Source organism: Saccharothrix longispora, from assembly GCF_030852425.1.
In the GTDB taxonomy this organism is placed as follows: domain Bacteria; phylum Actinomycetota; class Actinomycetes; order Mycobacteriales; family Pseudonocardiaceae; genus Actinosynnema; species Actinosynnema longispora.
Genome location: NZ_NSDM01000003.1, coordinates 457,605 through 472,851 on the forward strand (window position 1 = coordinate 457,605; position 15,247 = coordinate 472,851).

At 75.0% G+C, this 15,247-nt stretch carries 13 protein-coding genes; 6 read left to right on the forward strand and 7 right to left on the reverse strand.

The genetic code is table 11. The annotated features are described in order from the left end of the window. Positions 1 to 50: 50 nt before the first annotated feature. Positions 51 to 773, forward strand: coding sequence for a DUF742 domain-containing protein (locus tag CKY47_RS09975; RefSeq protein ID WP_306745401.1), 723 nt, complete (start codon positions 51 to 53; stop codon positions 771 to 773). Here CKY47_RS09975 and mug read toward each other — a convergent pair. From mug to CKY47_RS09995, 4 genes are all read right to left on the reverse strand, one after another. Then, positions 750 to 1,265, reverse strand: coding sequence for a G/U mismatch-specific DNA glycosylase (mug, locus tag CKY47_RS09980; protein ID WP_306745402.1), 516 nt, complete (start codon positions 1,263 to 1,265; stop codon positions 750 to 752). The two genes, CKY47_RS09975 and mug, sit on opposite strands and share 24 nt — an antisense overlap. Further along, entirely contained in the window at positions 1,262 to 3,073 is a 1,812-nt protein-coding gene (locus CKY47_RS09985; protein ID WP_306745403.1) for a bifunctional metallophosphatase/5'-nucleotidase, read from the reverse strand. Before CKY47_RS09985 ends, mug begins: the two co-directional genes overlap by 4 nt. Positions 3,074 to 3,137: 64 nt before the next feature. Next, positions 3,138 to 4,067, reverse strand: a complete 930-nt coding sequence (locus CKY47_RS09990; protein ID WP_306745404.1) for a copper resistance CopC family protein — start codon at positions 4,065 to 4,067, stop codon at positions 3,138 to 3,140. 11 nt (positions 4,068 to 4,078) lie between these two features. Continuing rightward, positions 4,079 to 4,660: a hypothetical protein gene (locus CKY47_RS09995; protein WP_306745405.1), complete on the reverse strand. Its 582-nt coding sequence runs from the start codon at positions 4,658 to 4,660 to the stop codon at positions 4,079 to 4,081. 182 nt (positions 4,661 to 4,842) lie between these two features. On the opposite strand from CKY47_RS09995, the gene CKY47_RS10000 reads away from it, so the two are divergent. From CKY47_RS10000 to CKY47_RS10020, 5 genes are all read left to right on the forward strand, one after another. Then, a complete protein-coding gene (locus CKY47_RS10000; RefSeq protein WP_306745406.1) occupies positions 4,843 to 5,571 on the forward strand; it encodes a response regulator transcription factor in 729 nt (242 codons plus the stop codon). Continuing rightward, positions 5,549 to 6,985 (forward strand): sensor histidine kinase, encoded by a 1,437-nt coding sequence (locus tag CKY47_RS10005; RefSeq protein ID WP_306745407.1) that lies wholly within the window; start codon positions 5,549 to 5,551, stop codon positions 6,983 to 6,985. Before CKY47_RS10000 ends, CKY47_RS10005 begins: the two co-directional genes overlap by 23 nt. 250 nt (positions 6,986 to 7,235) lie before the next feature. Beyond that, a complete protein-coding gene (locus CKY47_RS10010) occupies positions 7,236 to 9,038 on the forward strand; it encodes an ArnT family glycosyltransferase (RefSeq protein WP_306745408.1) in 1,803 nt (600 codons plus the stop codon). Between the two features lie 38 nt (positions 9,039 to 9,076). Next, a complete protein-coding gene (locus CKY47_RS10015) occupies positions 9,077 to 10,348 on the forward strand; it encodes a bifunctional glycosyltransferase family 2/GtrA family protein (RefSeq protein WP_306745409.1) in 1,272 nt (423 codons plus the stop codon). Beyond that, a complete protein-coding gene (locus CKY47_RS10020; RefSeq protein ID WP_306745410.1) occupies positions 10,345 to 12,132 on the forward strand; it encodes an ArnT family glycosyltransferase in 1,788 nt (595 codons plus the stop codon). The genes CKY47_RS10015 and CKY47_RS10020 overlap by 4 nt, the downstream gene beginning before the upstream one ends. Here CKY47_RS10020 and CKY47_RS10025 read toward each other — a convergent pair. The 3 genes from CKY47_RS10025 to CKY47_RS10035 form a co-directional block, all read right to left on the reverse strand. Next, positions 12,117 to 12,938 (reverse strand): SGNH/GDSL hydrolase family protein, encoded by an 822-nt coding sequence (locus tag CKY47_RS10025; RefSeq protein ID WP_306745411.1) that lies wholly within the window; start codon positions 12,936 to 12,938, stop codon positions 12,117 to 12,119. The genes CKY47_RS10020 and CKY47_RS10025 overlap by 16 nt on opposite strands. Before the next feature lie 51 nt (positions 12,939 to 12,989). Next, positions 12,990 to 14,189 (reverse strand): hypothetical protein, encoded by a 1,200-nt coding sequence (locus tag CKY47_RS10030; RefSeq protein ID WP_306745412.1) that lies wholly within the window; start codon positions 14,187 to 14,189, stop codon positions 12,990 to 12,992. Positions 14,190 to 14,300: 111 nt separating this feature from the next. Continuing rightward, on the reverse strand, positions 14,301 to 15,242 hold the full coding sequence (locus CKY47_RS10035) for a DUF389 domain-containing protein (RefSeq protein ID WP_306745413.1): 942 nt from the start codon (positions 15,240 to 15,242) through the stop codon (positions 14,301 to 14,303). Between the last annotated feature and the right edge of the window lie 5 nt (positions 15,243 to 15,247).

A 15,247-nucleotide genomic window follows, 5' to 3' on the forward strand; every position in this document is an offset into this window, starting at 1 on the left:
CAACACGATCGACACGCGCCGGCCGCCTGGAGGGCTACCGTTCCCGCGATGTGAGCACACCCAGCTCGGACCCGGAGCCTACCGGCGGCGGGGAGCGCAAGCGCCGCCGGTCCCCACGCGGCGAGGTCGGCACCACCGGTGCCAGGTTCGGTTCACCCGCGCTGCGGCGCGGCACGGACGGGCAGGACGTCGACGTGCCCAGGCAGCCGAGGCGGCGGCGGTCGCTGCGCGGCGAAGTGGGGACCACCGGGGCGCGGTTCGGCTCGGCGGCCCTGCGGCGCTCCCTCGACGGATCGGACGAGCCGGACAGGCCGGACGAGCCGGACAGGCCGGACGACCGCGCGCGGCCGTCGATCCCCCTGGCCCGCAACACGCCCACCCCGACGGCACCCCGGCCCTCGCCGCGCGAGCCGGAACCGGTCGAGGAGTTCTCCGGACCGCTGGTCCGCCCCTACGCGTGGACGGGCGGGCGCACGTCGTCCCACCACGACCTGCGGCTGGAGACGCTGGTGTCGCTGGAGCAGGACGGCGTCGCCATCGCCATGCGCGAGTCCACCGCGGAGCAGCGGTCCATCGTGGAGGTGTGCGCGACCCGGCCGCGCTCGGTGGCAGAGGTGTCGGCGCTGCTGACCGTGCCGCTCGGCGTGGCGCGGGTGGTGCTCGGCGACCTGATCTCGATGGGCGTGGTGGCGGTGCACGACGACGCGGTCGCGCCCGGCGGCCCGGACCTGGCGCTGCTGGAACGCGTGCTAGCCGGCCTGCGCCACCTCTGAGCGCAGCCGCCCGAACACCTCGACCAGGTCGGCCAGCCGGTAGTGCGCGTTGAGCCCGCTCGGGTTCGGCAGCACCCACAGCCGCGCCGGCCCGATCGGCTCGTCCTGCGGGCCGACGACCGCCTTCCTGCGGTCGAACGCGGCCCGGTAGGCCGTCACGCCCACGACCGCCACCACCTTCGGCGCGTACCGCTCGGCCAGCGCCGTCAACGCCACCCCGCCGGCGCGCAGCTCCTCGGGTGACAGCTCGTCGGCCTTCGCCGTGGGCCGGTCGACCAGGTTGGTGATGCCCAGGCCGTGCTCGACCAGCTCGTGCTGCTCGGACGGCGCGAACCGGCGCGGCGTGAAGCCCGACAGGTGAAGGGCGGGCCAGAACCGGTTGCCCGGTCGCGCGAAGTGCTGTCCCTTGGCCCCCGACATCAGGCCGGGGTTGATGCCGCAGAACAGCACGTCCAGCCCTGGCGCGATGACGTCCGGCAACGGTTTCGTCACGCGATGACCTCCACGGGGACGCCGTCCACGACGAGCCGCCAGTCCACGCGGGCGAACTCCGCCGGGTCGATCTCGCCGCGCTCCCGCACCCACTCGATCAGCAGCTGCCGGATCTCCAGCTGCCGGTCGTGCAGCACGGGCGCGGTGGCGATGTGCGGGAAGTTGCCGCCGCCGGACCGCCGGTAGTCGCTCACCGCGACGGCGAACACCTGGTCGGCCGCCACGGGCGTGCCGTCGTGGGCGAGGCCGGTGACCCGCCGCCCGACCGGCCGCGCCAGGTCGACGTCGTAGGTCAGCGGCGCGTCGAGGCCGGCGGCCACGTCGTAGAGGTAGTCCGGCGTGCCGTCCGCGTTGGTCACCGCGTCGGGCGCGTGCGGGCCGGGGTCGGCCAGCGGCGTGAAGTAGCTCACCGAGCGCTCCAGGTAGTCCTTGAGCTGTGCACCCGTGAGCCTTACCCCGAACAGGGTGTTGTCGAACGCGTAGAGGCCGGCCACGTCGCGCACCGACACGTCGCCCGCCGGGATCGCCGCCGCCTCGTTGAACGGCGAGGCGAGCGACAGCACGGGCAGCGCCTCGGCGGGGGTCCCGGCCAGGGACGCCTTCAGCGCCTGGCCCTGCACGCGGTTGACGAAGCCCAGCGCGGCGGTGTCCTCGTAGCGCGCGGTGGCGGCGGACATGGCCGACTTCGACACGCCGATCCGGGAGTTCACGTACGCGACGACCGCGTCGTGGTCGTCGCGCAGCTTGCGGGTGATCACCGCGTCCTCGGGGACCGCGCCGGTGCGGAGCACCCGGGAGCGGGACGCCGTGTTCCGCCACCCGCCGCGCGGCGTCCACTCCAGGTCGAACTCCATCAGGCTCAGCCGCTTGCCCCAGAACAAGGGCTCGGTGAGCAGCACCCGGCGGCCGGTGGCCCTGTTGGTGACGAAGCGCTGGGCGATCTCGGTGTGCGCGTGGCCGACCAGGATCGCGTCGATGTCGGGCACCTCCTCGGCGACCAGGGCCGAGCAGTTCTCCGGGAACGGCAGCAGGTCGCCCAACGAGGACGACAGGTCGGCGCCCGAGTGGGCGGCGACCACGACCAGGTCCGCCCCGGCCCGCTTCAGCCTCGGCACCCACTCGCGGGCCTGCTCCAGCACGCCGGGGAAGGTCATCCTCCCCTCGACGTGCGCCTTGCCCCAGATGGCGATGCCCGGGTTGGTCAGGCCGAGGATGCCGACCCGCAGCGGGGCGGTGCCCGTGCGCCACACGGTCTTGACCACGTACGGGCGGAACGCGGGACGGCCGGTGGCGGCGTCCAGGGCGTTCGCGGCGAGCAGCGGGAAGTCGAGCTGCTTCTCGAAGGCCCGCAGCAGGGGGATGCCGTAGTCGAACTCGTGGTTGCCGAGCGCGGCGGCGTCGTAGCCCAGCTCGTTCATGGCCGCGGCCATCGGGTGGACCTTGCGGCGGCCGATCGTCTCGACCTTCGCGTAGTAGTAGGCCAGCGGCGTGCCCTGGATGGTGTCGCCGGCGTCGACGAGGAGGGTCCGGTGCGCGCCCCGTGCTTCGCGCACCGCCTTGACCAGCGTGGACAACTTCGCCAGGCCGATGTCGTCGTGGGTGCCGTCGTCGAACTCGCGGTCGGCGAAGTAGTCCCAGTTGAACACGTTGCCGTGCAGGTCGGTCGTGCCCAGGACGGTGAGCGTGAACCGCCGCCCGCCGGGCCGCTCCCCCGGGGTGGCGTGCGCCGCGCCGGGGCCGGCGGCGGCGAGGACGCCCCCCGCACCGCCGGTGAGCAGGGCGCGGCGGTGCAGGGGAGATCCGGTCATGGGCCGACCGTAGCCAGTGGCGGTGGGCGTGCGCGCCGCCGTTCGGCGGCACCACGCCCGGTGCTCACGGCTTGCCGGTCGCGTTGCCCGTCGGTCCGGGGCGGTCGTCGGGCGCCTCGCCCGTCAGCCGCTGGGTGGGTCGGTCCGGATTCTGGGCAGGATCGGGATTCTGGGCGGGATCGGGATTCTGGGCGGGCAACTGCTCGGTGGGCGCGGTCGGGTCCACGAGCTGCTCGGTGGGCGTCCCGGCGGCGGGGAGCACCTGCGTCGGGGCCGGCCCCGCGGCACCCGCACCCGCCGGACCGGCGGGCGGCGCGGGGTCCCCGGCGCCGCGAGCCCCCTCCCCGCCCTTCCGGCGGCCGGCGGCGATGGCGATGCCCAGGCCGACCAGGATCACGGCCAGCGCGATCCACACCCACACCGGGACGCCGCCGCCGTCACCGTCGTCCCCGGCCACCGGGACGGCCGACCGCGTCGCGCCGGTCGGCCCACCGGTCTCCCCGGCCGTGGTCGGCGTGACCTGGCCGGTGGTCGAGGCGGGCGGGGCGGTGGTGGTCTCCGCCGGGGCGGAGGGCGCGGTCGTGCCGGGCACCCCGCTCGCGGTGCTCGTGGCGGCCGGCGGCTGCGCCGGCGCCGGGAGGGTGAAGGCGAACGTGCCGTCCACGAAGTCGCCGTCCAGCGACTGCACCAGCCAGCTCACCGCGTACTGCCCGGCGGGCGAGCCGGAGTCCTTCAGCGGAACGGTCAGCGTCGAACCCTGGGCCGCCACCTCCCCCATCGGCCAGGCGCTGCCGTCCGGGCCGGTGATGGTGATGGTGGCGCTCTCGGCGGGCACCGGTTCGGTGAACGTCAGCGTGAGCTGCGTGGGCCGCTGAGCCGGTGCCGAGCCGTTCGCCGGGTCGCTGGACACCAGCTCGGTGTGCGCCCACGCCGGGGGCGCGACGCCGAACAGGGCCAGGGCCGCCAGCAACGCGGAGAGCGCCAATCGCGTCATACCCGTAGTTTCTACCGGGTCGGCGGGGTGTCCCGCCCGTCGGCCGGCGGCCGATCCTGTTCCGGCCTGTCCTGGCCCGACCGGTCCTGCCCTGATCGGCCCTGCCGACCGTCGCCACCGCGCACCACGTCGCCCTCGATGATCGTGTCGACCGTCGAGTCCGCGGCCACCAGGGTGACCTCGTCGCCGGCCGCGATGTCGGCCAGGTCGCCCTGGCCGCCGTTGACCCGGGTGTCGTCGTCGACCCGGTAGGTCCTGGTGAACCCGTCGGCGCTCGTGACCGTGACGGACGAGGCGGAGACCCCGGTGACCTCGCCGGTCTGGAACTCGCCGTGCTGGGCGTCCCCGAACGGGCCGCCCGCGGTCGTGAAGCCGGGACCGCCGCGCATCCCGTACGCGCCGCGCGGGCCACCCATCCCCTGCTGGGCGGCCTCCGAGTTGCCCGCCGCGTAGATGACCCCGCCGCCCGCGGCGGCGATGCCCACGGCGACGGCGACCGCGACGAGCGTCTTGCGGCCGTTCCGGCTCGCTCCGGGAGCGGCGGCCCGCGGCGGCTCGTCACCCCAGGTCGTGTTCTCGGTTTCGGTAGTCATGGGGCCACGGTGCCGGTCGAGCCTGTGCGCGGGCTGTGCGGCCGTTGGGCGGTGCCTGTGGGTGCGGTGCCCGTGGGTGCGGTGCCCGTGGGTGCGACACCGGCGGGCGGGCCGGGGGCGTTCACAGCTGGTACACAGGATCGGCACAGCGAGGGCTCAAGGGCCTGACCGACGATCGGAGCATGCGTGCGGTGACCTCCCCCGAACTCCGCCGCCCGGACGGGAGTCCGGTGCGGGTCCTGGTGGTGGACGACGAGTCCACCCTGGCCGAACTCATGTCCATGGCCCTGCGGATGGAGAGGTGGGAGGTGCGCACCGCGCTGGACGGCACGTCCGCCGTGCGCGTCGCGCGCGAGTTCCGACCGGACGCGGTCGTGCTGGACGTGATGCTGCCCGACTTCGACGGCCTGGAGGTGCTGCGCAGGCTGCGCGCGGACCTCCCGGCCCTGCCGGTGCTGTTCCTCACCGCGAAGGACGCGGTGGAGGACCGCATCGCCGGGCTCACGGCGGGCGGCGACGACTACGTCACCAAGCCGTTCAGCCTGGAGGAGGTCGTGCTGCGGCTGCGCGGCCTGCTGCGCCGCACCGGCGTCACCGGGGCGACCGCGGGCAGCGAACTGGTCGTCGGCGACCTGGTGCTGGACGAGGACACCCGCGAGGTGCGCCGCGACGGCACGTCGATCGAGCTGACCGCCACCGAGTTCGAGCTGCTGCGGTTCCTGATGCGCAACCCCAGGCGGGTGCTGTCCAAGGCGCAGATCCTGGACCGGGTGTGGAACTACGACTTCGGCGGCCAGGCGAACATCGTCGAGCTCTACATCTCCTACCTGCGCAAGAAGATCGACGTCGGCAGGGCGCCGATGATCCACACCATGCGGGGCGCCGGGTATGTCCTCAAACCTGCGCCCTAGGACGTGGTCGCTGCGCACGCGGCTCGTGGCGGGACAGCTGGTCCTGCTGACCTGCGTGTGCGCGGTGATCGGCGTGGTCAGCGGGTTCGCGTTGCGCGACTTCCAGCTCGACAAGCTCGACGAGCAGCTGTACGGCACCGCCGACCGCGTGGTCCGGACGCTGGGGCCGCCGGGGCCGGGTCGCCACCCCGACGGCCCGCTGGAGGGCCCGGGCTTCGGCGTCGGGACCATCGTGATCATCAAGGGCACGGGCGACGTCCTCCAGGGCACGCTGGTCGACCCGTCCGGCCAACCCGTGGCGCTGACGGGCGACCGGGCCACGCCCGTCGAGTCGGTGGCCGCGGGCGAGTCGCCGCGGACCGTGTCGCTGGAGGACGGCGACTTCCGGGTGGTCGCGGTCGCCCTGCCCGGTGGGCAGACCGTCTACACCGGACTGCCGACGGACGCCGTGGACAGCACCGTGCTGCGGCTGGGGATCATCCTCGGCGGGGTGTCGCTGGCCGGGTTGCTGGCGGCGAGCCTGGCCGGGACGTTCGTGGTGCGGCGGGCGTTGCGGCCGCTGGACCGGGTCGCCGACACGGCCACGCGCGTCGCCGGGCTGCCGCTGCACCAGGGCGAGGTGGCGCTGGCCGAACGCGTGCCCGAGGAGGACACGAACCCGGACACCGAGGTCGGCAAGGTCGGCCTGGCGCTGAACAGGCTGCTCGGGCACGTCGGCAGCGCGCTGGAGTCGCGGCACGCCAGCGAGACGCGCGTGCGGCAGTTCGTCGCGGACGCGAGCCACGAGCTGCGCACGCCGCTGGCGGCGATCCGGGGGTACGCGGAGCTGACCCGCCGCACGAAGGACGCCGTGCCGCCGGAGATCGGGCACGCCATGCGCCGCGTGGAGTCCGAGGCGGTGCGGATGACGTCGCTGGTGGAGGACCTGCTGCTGCTGGCCCGGCTGGACGCGGGCCGGCCGCTCGGGCACGACCCGGTGGACCTGTCGCGGATCGTCGTGGACTCGGTGAGCGACGCCCGGATCGCCGGGCCGGAGCACGAGTGGAGGTTGCAGGTGCCGTCCGAGGCGTTGACGGTGACCGGAGACGAGCACAAGCTGCGCCAAGTGCTGGCGAACCTGCTGTCCAACGCCCGCACGCACACCCCGCCGGGCACGACCGTCGTGACGCGGCTGTCCGCGGTGGGCGAGCACGTCGAGGTGGCGGTGACCGACGACGGCCCCGGCATCCCGTACGACCTCCAACCCGAGATCTTCGAGCGCTTCACCCGCGGTGACACCTCGCGCTCCCGTGCGGCGGGCAGCACCGGCCTGGGCCTGTCCATCGTGGCCGCCGTGGTGGCCGCCCACGGCGGCGCCGTCCGCGTGGACAGCCGCCCCGGCCGCACCACCTTCACGGCCCGCCTCCCCCGCTGACCCGCGAGTCGTAAACCCAGCCCGCGCGAGTCGTGCGCTCACCCCGCGCGAGTCGTAAGTTCGGCCCCGGCGAGTCGTAGATTCAGGTCCGGGGCGTTCTCCGTTCGAGTCGACCCGTTGGTATGCCCGAATGTGGAACTCGAGGGTCCCGAACGTACGACTCGCGCGGGGTGAACGCACGACTCGCGGGCACAGGGGGTTCACAGGGTGGGTACAGGGGCGGCCCAGGGTTCGGGGTCAGGGTCGGGGCATGCGTGCGCGACTACCCCTGTTGCTGTTGCTGGCCGGGACCGCGGTGCTGTACCTGTGGCGCCTGGGCGACTCCGGTTGGGCCAACGCCTACTACTCGGCCGCCGCCCAGGCCGGGGCGGCGAGCTGGAAGGCCTGGTTCTTCGGGGCCACCGACCCGAGCGGGTCCGTCACCGTCGACAAGGCGCCCGCCGCCACCTGGGTGATGGGGTTGTCCGCGCGGCTGTTCGGCGTGAACGCGTGGAGCATCCTCGTGCCGCAGGCCCTCATGGGCGTGGCGAGCGTCGGGCTCCTGCACGCCGCGGTGAAACGCACGGCGGGTGAGGCTGCCGGGCTGGTCGCGGGCGCGGTGCTGGCGCTGACACCGGTCGCGGTGCTGATGTTCCGCTTCAACAACCCGGACGCCCTGCTGGTGCTGCTGCTCGTGGCCGGGGCCTACTGCGCGGTGCGCGCCACCGAGGGGGCGCGGCCGGGGTGGCCGGCGCTCGCGGGGGCGGCGGTCGGGTTCGCGTTCCTGGCCAAGATGCTCCAGGCGTTCCTGGTGCTGCCCGCGTTCGGCCTGGTGTACCTGGCGTTCGCACCGACGTCGCTGCCGCGCAGGGCGTGGCACCTGGTCGTCGCGCTCGGGGCGGTGGTCGCGGCGGGCGGCTGGTGGGTGCTCGTGGTGGAGCTGGTGCCCGCGTCGGCACGGCCCTACGTCGGCGGTTCGCAGCGGAACAGCGTGCTGGAGCTGGCGCTCGGCTACAACGGCCTGGGCCGGCTCACCGGTGACGAGGTGGGCAGCGTCGGCGGCGGTGGCGGCTGGGGCTCGACCGGGTGGAGCAGGTTGCTGGGCGCGGAGATGGGCGGTCAGATCGCGTGGCTGCTGCCGACCGCGGTGGTGCTGCTGATCGCCGGGTGGTGGGCCGGGCGGAGGGCCGAACGCGTCGGGCTCGTCCTGTGGGGCGGGTGGCTGGTGGTCACCGCCGTCGTGTTCAGCTTCATGAACGGCATCATCCACTCCTACTACACGGTGGCGCTGGCGCCGGCGATCGGCGCGGTCACCGGCATCGGCGCGGTGGCGCTGTGGCGCCGGCGGCGGGACCCGGTGGCCGCGGCGGCGCTGTCCGGCGCGCTCGCGGTGGCGGCGCTCCAGGGCCACCTGCTGCTGCTCGACTGGTCGGCGGCGTTCGCCGCGGTGGTCCTGGTGCTGGGCCTGCTGGGAGCCGTCGGCCTGTTCCTGGCGGCGGTCGTGCCCGCCGCCGTGGTGGTGCCGGTCGCGCTGGTCGCCGCGCTGCTCGGACCCGGCGCCTACTCCGCGGCCACGGCGGCCACGCCGCACTCCGGGGCGATCCCGAGCGCGGGTCCGGCGCGGGCCGGTCCCGGTGGCGGCGGCCAGGTCCTGTTCAGCGGCGGGCGCGGCACGTCGGCGGGCCGCGCGGGCGGCCTGCTGAACGCATCCGAGCCCGGCGAGGAGCTGGTGGCGCTGCTGCGCGACGGCGGCGAGGGCTTCACGTGGGCCGCCGCGGCCGTCGGGTCGAACAGCGCGGCCGGGTACCAGCTGGGCAGCGGCATGCCGGTGATGGCGGTCGGCGGGTTCAACGGCACCGACCCCTCCCCCACGCCGGAGCGGTTCCGGCAGCTCGTCGCGGAGGGGCGGGTGCGCTACTTCCTCGGCGGCGCGGGCATGCCCGCGCAGAGCGGCAGCGACGCGTCCCGGCGGATCGCCGAGTGGGTCGAGGAGACCTTCGAGGCGACCGAGGTGGACGGCGTGACCGTCTACGACCTCACCGGTCCGGCGCTCACAGGCGGGGCACAGGGATGACACACGGAGCGCCCAGCCAGGCGCACGACGGTGACGCCATGACCTTCGCGACGCTCACGACCACCACGGTGCTCGACGTGGTCGTCCCCGTCCACAACGAGGAACGCGACCTCGCGCCGTGCGTGCGCGAGCTGCACGCCGACCTCGTCCGGACCTTCCCCTACTCCTTCCGGATCACGATCGCCGACAACGCGAGCACGGACGGCACCGCGGACGTCGCCGACGGGCTGGCCCGCGAACTGCCCGGGGTCACCGCCGTGCACCTGGCCGAGAAGGGCCGCGGTCGGGCGCTCAAGGCGGTGTGGTCGGCGTCGGACGCCGCCGTGCTGGCCTACATGGACGTGGACCTGTCCACGGACCTGGCCGCGCTGGCGCCGCTCACGGCGTCGCTGATCTCCGGCCACTCCGACCTCGCCATCGGCAGCCGCCTGGCGCGCGGCGCGCGGGTCGTGCGCGGCCCGAAGCGCGAGTTCGTCTCCCGCTGCTACAACCTGATCCTGCGCGGCGCGCTCGCCACCCGGTTCACCGACGCGCAGTGCGGGTTCAAGGCGATCCGCGCCGACGTGGCCCGGCGGCTCCTGCCGCACGTGGAGGACACCGGCTGGTTCTTCGACACCGAACTGCTGGTGCTCGCCGAACAGGCGGGCGCCCGCATCCACGAGGTGCCGGTCGACTGGGTGGACGACCCCGACAGCCGGGTCGACATCGTCTCGACGGCGATCGCCGACCTCCGGGGCGTGGCCCGCGTCGGCCGGGGCCTGGTCACCGGCCGCATCCCGATCGGCGAGCTGAGCGCGCAGCTGGGGAGGCGACCGCTGGAGCCGCACGCGCCGGGCGTGCCCGCCGGGCTGGTGAGGCAGCTCGTGCGGTTCGCCGCCGTCGGCGTGGTCAGCACGCTCGCCTACCTGCTGCTGTTCGTGCTGCTGCGCGGCGGGTTGGGCGCGCAGGGCGCGAACCTGGTGGCACTGCTGGTCACCGCCGTCGCCAACACCGCCGCCAACCGCCGGTTCACGTTCGGCGTGCGCGGCGGCCGCGGCGCGGGCAGGCACCAGTTCGAGGGGCTGGTCGTCTTCGGCCTGGGCCTCGTGCCGACCAGCGGCGCGCTCGCCGTGCTGCACCGGTTCACGCCGCCCGGCGGGGCGGCCGACCTGGCCGCCGTCGTCGGGGCGAACCTGCTCGCCACCGTGCTGCGGTTCCTGCTGCTGCGCAACTGGGTGTTCCGCGCCCACCGCGGCAGCGACACCCCGGCAGGCACCACGGCCGCCGACCGGCCGACCACCGCCGCCCCGACCCTGGAGAGCACCCGATGACCGCCACCCTGTCCGCGCCCGCGACGGCCCGCCCGGCGCCCGCGCCGAAGCGCGACCGGACCCGGCCCGCGCTGGTCGTGCTGCTCGTCGGCACGGCGGTGCTCTACCTGTGGAACCTCGCCGACACCGGCTGGGGCAACGGCTACTACGCCGCCGCCACCCAGGCCGGGGCGCAGAGCTGGACCGCGTGGCTGTTCGGCGGGCTCGACGCCGGCGGCGTGATCACGGTGGACAAGCCGCCCGCCGCGCTGTGGGTCAGCGGCTTGGCCGCCAGGTTGTTCGGCTTCTCCAGTTGGACCGTCCTCGCACCGCAGGCGGTCGAGGGCGTGCTGGCCGTGTGGTTGCTGCACGCCGCGGTGAAGCGCACCAACGGCCCGGTGGCCGGGCTGCTGGCGGGCGCGGCGCTCGCCGTGACACCGGTGGCCGTGCTCATGTTCCGCTTCAACCTGCCGGACGCGCTGCTGGTGCTGCTGATGGTGGCGGGCGCGTACTGCACGGTGCGGGCGCTGGAGAAGGCGTCGGGCTGGTGGCTGGCGCTGGCGGGCGTCGCGGTCGGCTTCGCGTTCCTGGCGAAGATGGGCCAGGCGTTCCTGGTGCTGCCCGCGTTCACCGCCGCCTACCTGCTGGCCGCGCCGACGTCGCTGCCCAAGCGGTTCCTGCACCTGCTCGGCGCGGGCGCCGCGGTCGCGGTGTCGGCCGGCTGGTTCGTCCTGCTGGTGGAGCTGTGGCCGGCCGACGCCCGCCCGTACGTCGGCGGTTCGACCAACGACTCGCTGTGGGAGCTGGCCGTGGGCTACAACGGCCTGGGCCGCATCTTCGGCGGCGTCGGTGGTGGCGGCATGGGCGGCGGCAACGTCGGGTTCGGCGGGGCCACCGGGATCGACCGGCTGTTCGGCGCCTCCATGGGCGGGGAGATCTCGTGGCTGCTGCCGGCGGCGGTCGTCGGCCTGGTCGCCGGCCTGTGGTTCACCCGCCGCGCACCGCGCACCGACCGCACCCGCGCCGCGCTCGTCCTGTGGGGCTTGTGGGTCCTGGTCAATGGCGTCGTGTTCAGCTTCATGAGCGGCATCACGCACCCGTACTACACGGTGGCCGTCGCGCCGGGCATCGCCGCGATCGTCGCCATCGCCGGCCGCGAGCTGTGGCGGGGCCGGGCGCACCCGCCCGTGCGGGCCTCCCTCGCCCTGGTGGTCGCCGCGTGCGGTTTCTGGGGTTTCGCGCTGCTCGACCGCTACCCGGACTGGGTGCCGGCCCTGCGCTGGGTGGTGGCGGCGCTGACCGTGCTGGTGTCCACCGCGATCGTGATGGGCGTGCGCCGACTCGCCGCGCTCGCGGTGGCCGCGTCGGTGCCGGCCACCGCGTCGTTCGGCGTCGCCACGGCCGCCACGCCGCACTCCGGCTCGATCCCGGTGTCCGGTCCCGCCGAGTACGCCGGTGGCGGCATGGGCGGCGGCGTGGACGTGGGGGGCGGGGACGACGCGGAGCTGGCCGAGCTGCTCAGGGCCACCACCGGCACGTGGGCCGCGGCGACGGTGGGCGCGCAGGCCGCGGCGAGCCTGTCCCTGGCCTCCGGCAAGGCCGTCATCGGCATCGGCGGCTGGAGCGGGGGCGATCCCGCGCCGACGTTGGAGGAGTTCCGGCGGTACGTCGAGGAAGGCCGGATCGGCTACTTCGTCCCCGGTGGTCGCGGCGGCGCGGGCGGCGGGGGCGACATCGCCTCGTGGGTCGCGGACAACTACGAGGCGACCACCGCGGGCGGCTCGACGGTCTACCGGTTGAGCTGACCCTCGGCGGTCAGGGGCGGTGGCAGCGCACCGGGGGGCGCGGCCACCGCCTCCCTGCCGGTCCACGAGCGGTACAGGATCGCCGCCGCGTGCGGCACGAGGTCGCGGCCCCGCCGCCACAGCCACGGCACGCCCTTGAACACCAGCCACCCCGCGTGGTGCAGCGGCGTCACGGTGATGCCGCCCGTGCACACCGGCGACACCGCACCCGGCACCTCGCAGCCCGCTTCGGCCAGCCGCGCCGCGAACGCCGCCGCCAGCCGCCGGTGCCCCGGCTCGGAGGGGTGCAGGCGGTCCACGGCCCACGTCCCCGGCTCGTACGCGCCCTCCAGCCGGTCCAGGTCGACGCACCCCGCGCCGTGCCGCCGCACCACGGCGTCCAGCACCGCGTTCAGCTCGCCGATCCGCGCCCGCAGCGCCCGCCGCAGCGGGCCGGGCAGCCGGAACACGCGGCCGTGGTCGTGGAACCGCACCGTCACCACCGCCGCGCCCGCCGCGACGAGCGCGCCCACCACCGCGTCCAGGTCGGCGTGCAGCTCCACCGGGTCGAAGTCGGACCGCAGGACGTCGTTCATGCCCACCACCAGCACGGCGGCGTCCGGTCGCGCCGCCAGTGCCCGCCCCAGCTGCTCGCGCCGGACCGTGCCCGCCCGCGCGCCGGTCACCGACGTGTTCAGGTACCGCGCGTCCGGGAAGGCCGCCGCGAGCAGCGGGCCCACGCCGCGCCACCCACCGGGCACGGGGTCACCCACGCCCACCGTCGTCGAGTCGCCCAGGACCACCAGGCCACGCACCGTTCCGCCCACGCGACGACGATCCCGCGACGACGTGACGCCCGGGGTACGGGCGGCGGAACGCTACCGGAACGCGGGGTACAGCGGCAGTTCCGCGGCCTGCGCCCCGTAGCGGGAGACGAGCGCGGACACCACCTCGTCGGCGTGCGCGGCGACGTGCGCGGCGCCCAGCGCGAGCGCGTCGGCACGCAGCCGCGCCCAGCGCGTGGTCAGCACCGCGGTGCGCGGCGGCGAGTCCAGCGGCCGGTGCCCGGACGGCAGCGCCGAGTCGAGCCCCGGCAGGCCGCGCCACGTGCCCAGCCACACCCAGAGCAGCTGCGCCTCCAGCAGCCTCGGCAGGAACACCGCGTCGTCGTCCAGGTCGGGCCACACCGAGGACACCTCGGCCCGCCACGCCGCGAGCATCGCCTCCGACATGCCGGGGGGCAGCCCGTAGGCGCACCAGCACGACGGGAACGGCACCCGCAGGCACGCCGCGTCGAACACGATGTCGCGCACGCAGCCGCCCTCGAAGTCGAGGAACCGCACGCCCTTGCTGGTCACCAGGTGGTTGTCCGGGCACGACGTGGACGGGCTGAACGCGCGGCGGCGGGACGTGGTGAACCCGCGCACCGCGGCCTGCGCGAACCCCCGCACGGACCCGGGCGTGTCGACCCCCAGCGCGCGGGACAACAGGGCCGGCAGGCCGTCGAGGGCGGTGTGCACGTCGACCGCGATGGGGTCGGCGCAGCACTGGCTGCCCTGGCGGCGCATCAGCGCGTCGAAGTCGGCGTCGCGGCCCGCGGTGGTGGCGTGCAGCCTGCCCATGGCGTGTGCCCACGACAGGAGCCCGCGCTCGGCGGCCCGCGCGTCGGGGCCGAGCAGCTTCTCCGCCAGGCGCGGCGCCTTGCCCAGGTCCTCCAGCACGACGAGCCGCTTGGCGTTGTCCTGGGCGACCAGCTCGGGCGTCAACCGCTCCTCGGACGGCAGGGCGGTGAGCAGCTTGTGGCTCACGACCTCGTGCGCGAACGGGTCGCGGTCGGCCACCTGTTGCGGGTAGCGCTTGAGCACCAGCGTGCGGGGCAGCGAGAACGGCGTGTGGGCCACGCGGACGCGCGCCACCACGGACCGGCCCGCTCCCCCGAGGTCCTCGGGATCGGCCAGCCGGACCGGCGCTCCGAACCGCCCGCTCAACACGGACTCCGCCGCCGCCACCGCGTCGTCCAGCTCGGAAGGGGCGGCGTCGTCGACGTCCTGCGGGCCGGCGGTGATGTCCACGCTCATTGCCTCCGACCCTACTCCCGGTGGCACCCGGGCTGACAGAACCCGTCCGGGCACCGTGACGGTAATGGGCGCCGCCCACCGGGCGCCACGGTACGGCGAAACGTGACCGGATCAGCCCCGCGCCAGTGGTCTGCCCAGGTCACGGACGTGCCCGCGCCGGTGGCGCACGGTCAGGACGAGCGCCGCGGCCACGACCACGCCGACCAGGTTGACCGCCAACTGTGCAACCGATCGGAGGCATATGTCCCACTCACCGAGAACCGCGGCGACCGCGGCGAACCCGGCCGCGGGCACGGTGGTGACCGAGATGAACACGCCGACGAGCGCCGCCGACTTGGCGGACGTCATGGACAGCATGCCCGCCGCGCCCGCCAGGAGCGCGACGATCAGGGAGAACGGGCCTACCTCGAACACGAAGTCCACCTGGTGGCCGGCCAGGGCCAGGTCGCGGTCGAACAGCTCGGTGAACGACCCGAGCCACGCACCGAACGCGGTGACCAGCATGGCGAGGGGGAAACCGACGGCCAGCGCCAGTCCGGCGCGCCGCACCAGGTCCCAGCGCCGCAGCACCAGGCCGACCGCGATGGCCGCCAGCGGGCCGAACTCCGGTCCCACGACCATCGCGCCGACCAGGGTGACCGGCGAGTCGGTGACCACGGCGACCGCCGTGAGCAGGCACGCGATGGTCAGGAACGCCTGGAATGTGGCGTTGAGCTTGGACTCCTCGCCGGTGCGGGAGAGCAGCTCCTCCCACACCACGGCGTCCGCGCCGTCACCCGGCACGGACTCCTCGGCCCGGTCGGCCGAGTCCGACAGCGCGGTGTCGATGACCTCCAGCGTCACCCCGCCGTCGCGGTCGACGCCGAGCGAGCACAGGGAGGCCACCACCTCGTCGGTGGCCTCCCGTGCGACGTCGGCCTCGACCACGTCGCCCGCGGGCTGGACGGCCGCGCCCCTGAGCAGCACCACGTGCGTGACGCCGGGGTGCCGCGTCAGGGTGTCGAGCACGTCGTCGGTGCGCTCGACCGGGCTGACCGCCCGCAGGTGCAGCACCTCGG

Coding starts and splice junctions, on each gene's coding strand:
- CKY47_RS10020 (WP_306745410.1), top strand. CDS start 10,345: ATGACCGCCACCCTGTCCGCGCCCGCGACGGCCCGCCCGGCGCCCGCG.
- CKY47_RS10010 (WP_306745408.1), top strand. CDS start 7,236: ATGCGTGCGCGACTACCCCTGTTGCTGTTGCTGGCCGGGACCGCGGTG.
- CKY47_RS09995 (WP_306745405.1), bottom strand. CDS start 4,660: ATGACTACCGAAACCGAGAACACGACCTGGGGTGACGAGCCGCCGCGG.
- CKY47_RS10000 (WP_306745406.1), top strand. CDS start 4,843: ATGCGTGCGGTGACCTCCCCCGAACTCCGCCGCCCGGACGGGAGTCCG.
- CKY47_RS09990 (WP_306745404.1), bottom strand. CDS start 4,067: ATGACGCGATTGGCGCTCTCCGCGTTGCTGGCGGCCCTGGCCCTGTTC.
- CKY47_RS09985 (WP_306745403.1), bottom strand. CDS start 3,073: ATGACCGGATCTCCCCTGCACCGCCGCGCCCTGCTCACCGGCGGTGCG.
- CKY47_RS10005 (WP_306745407.1), top strand. CDS start 5,549: ATGTCCTCAAACCTGCGCCCTAGGACGTGGTCGCTGCGCACGCGGCTC.
- CKY47_RS10030 (WP_306745412.1), bottom strand. CDS start 14,189: ATGAGCGTGGACATCACCGCCGGCCCGCAGGACGTCGACGACGCCGCC.
- CKY47_RS10015 (WP_306745409.1), top strand. CDS start 9,077: ATGACCTTCGCGACGCTCACGACCACCACGGTGCTCGACGTGGTCGTC.